The organism is Leptolyngbya sp. FACHB-36, from assembly GCF_014695955.1.
Lineage (GTDB): Bacteria > Cyanobacteriota > Cyanobacteriia > Leptolyngbyales > Leptolyngbyaceae > FACHB-36.
The window spans coordinates 1-1,819 of sequence record NZ_JACJPG010000534.1 but is presented as its reverse complement, the minus strand read 5'-3'; the positions used below and the strand labels follow the sequence as shown (position 1 = coordinate 1,819).

The window sequence follows — 1,819 nt, the reverse complement described above, 5'->3', positions numbered from 1 at the left end:
TCCTGGTACATGACGTAGTCGGTGACAACCTGGGCAGACAGAAGGTTCTGCAACACAAGAAGCGCATCTTTTTGACCCGGCAAAAAGAGTTCATGATACGCGACAAGATCGGTAGCTAACTGGTACATGGGGTTACTCCTTCAGGGATTTAGACAAGTTTGTAATTCAGAATTTGTAATCCAAAATTTTGAATTACAAATTCTGAATTTAGACAGCGCAAGCGGTGGCTAAGAGCTGTGGAATCGGTGCTGACCACGCCTCAACGCGCTTTCTGATCGCTTGCATTTGGGTGCGAGTGTTGCCGTTCAAAAAAGATTCCATTTGCTCATTCGTCCACTTGCACGCATCATGCACCTCAAAGGTTTGCATCCAGGTCATGACCACACCGACGCCTTGGGGCAATTCTTCGTAGGTCCAATGGATTTTCATGTCTTTGAACGGGAAGGCTTTTTCGATCCGTTCAGCCGTTGCCTGCCGTCCTGGTTTGTCGATGATGCGACGCGAAACCCACGTGCGCGAGGGACGCTCGCCCTCCGGATACGTCGTCAGGCTAAACACCACTTCATTGCCGTTGCGCTCTAACACTTCCGCTTTTTGGTATTCAGTAAATAGCTCTGTCCAAAGCTCGATCGCGTTCGTTAAATCAAACACCGTATCGAAATCGCGCAGAATTACAACTGAGTTCTCGGTGTAACCAGGCATAAGATTTTCTCCTAAGTGAGAGGGGGAAATTTTGAATTGTGACTGTTGAATTTTGAATTCAAGGCTCGTAATTCAACAGTCATAATTCAGCATTCAAAATTTGCTTCAGTCCACCATTGCAACGGCGCGGACCCAACTGGCATCCAGCCCTTTGACTTTTAGTGGAAAGCAGGAAACCTGGAAGCCGGTGTCTGGAAGCTGATCGAGATTGGCTAACCGCTCAATCTGGATGTACTCACATTCCCGCCCGTAGAAGTGAGCAGGCCAGAGACAGCCCCGATCGCCCGTGCGCCAGAAGTCTTCCAGCATGGTGACGAAGGGACGATCGAAGCCATATGTGTCGATGCCAATGACTTTGATGCCCTGCTGCGTCAGCCACTCAGTCGCTTCGCGGCTCATACCGGGAGCGTGGGAGAAATACTCGCGCTTGCCCCACAGCTTGTCGGTTCCGGTCCAGATCAGCACAATGTCAAGGGGTTGCAGCTTGTGACCTGTCGCGTCTAGCGCCACTTGAATGTCTTCAACTGTGATGAACGCGCCGGCGGCTTTGTGTCGCAGATCCAGTCGTACTCCGGGCGCAAAGAACCACTCTAGCGGCAGTTCATCGACCGATCGAGCAGGCTTGCCTTCGCATTCAGGACCGTAGTGAATGGGTGCGTCGATGTGCGTGCCCATGTGCGTTGGCAGCGTCACGGTGTCAAGCGTGATGAATGCCGCATCAGGGAAATCGTCGGGATAGAGACGGCGCGGATCGGTGGGCTGCTTGGCTGAGTTGCGAGTTTCCACTTCGTGGCAAAACTGCTTCGCGCCCTGAATGTGATCTAAGCGCTCCGTCTGCATCTTGAGCGGCTCCGATGGGGAGTTTTCGACCAGAACGCTGAGATCAACCAAGCGCTGCACTGGCAACCTCCTTACGGGAAGTCGCTAGGCGAGTTTGAATCGTTTCGATCGCGTCAACCGCCTGATCCAGCGCCAGATTGGTGTCGGTGATGCCAACGATCGGCAGCGCCAGCAGAATCGACGCAATAATTTCTTCTTTGGTTGCGCCTTCGTTCATTGCCCGCTCGACGTGCGTATCAATTCCGCGCAGTCCGCGAGCCGCCGCAAAAATGCCCAA

Annotated in this window: 3 protein-coding genes; all 3 read right to left on the bottom strand. The window is 52.7% G+C overall.

What is annotated here, in order from left to right; genetic code table 11:
* Window positions 1-207: 207 nt before the first annotated feature.
* Entirely contained in the window at window positions 208-702 is a 495-nt protein-coding gene (locus H6F43_RS15390; RefSeq protein WP_190343609.1) for an SRPBCC family protein, read from the bottom strand.
* Between the two features lie 105 nt (window positions 703-807).
* On the bottom strand, window positions 808-1,602 hold the full coding sequence (locus H6F43_RS15385; protein WP_190343608.1) for a cyclase family protein: 795 nt from the start codon (window positions 1,600-1,602) through the stop codon (window positions 808-810).
* A partial coding sequence (locus tag H6F43_RS15380) for a carboxymuconolactone decarboxylase family protein (RefSeq protein ID WP_190343607.1) occupies window positions 1,586-1,819 on the bottom strand: 234 nt, incomplete at its 5' end. The genes H6F43_RS15385 and H6F43_RS15380, both read right to left, overlap by 17 nt.

Bases quoted from the DNA above. Each gene is read 5' to 3' on its own strand.
- H6F43_RS15390 (WP_190343609.1), bottom strand. From the start codon at position 702: ATGCCTGGTTACACCGAGAACTCAGTTGTAATTCTGCGCGATTTCGAT.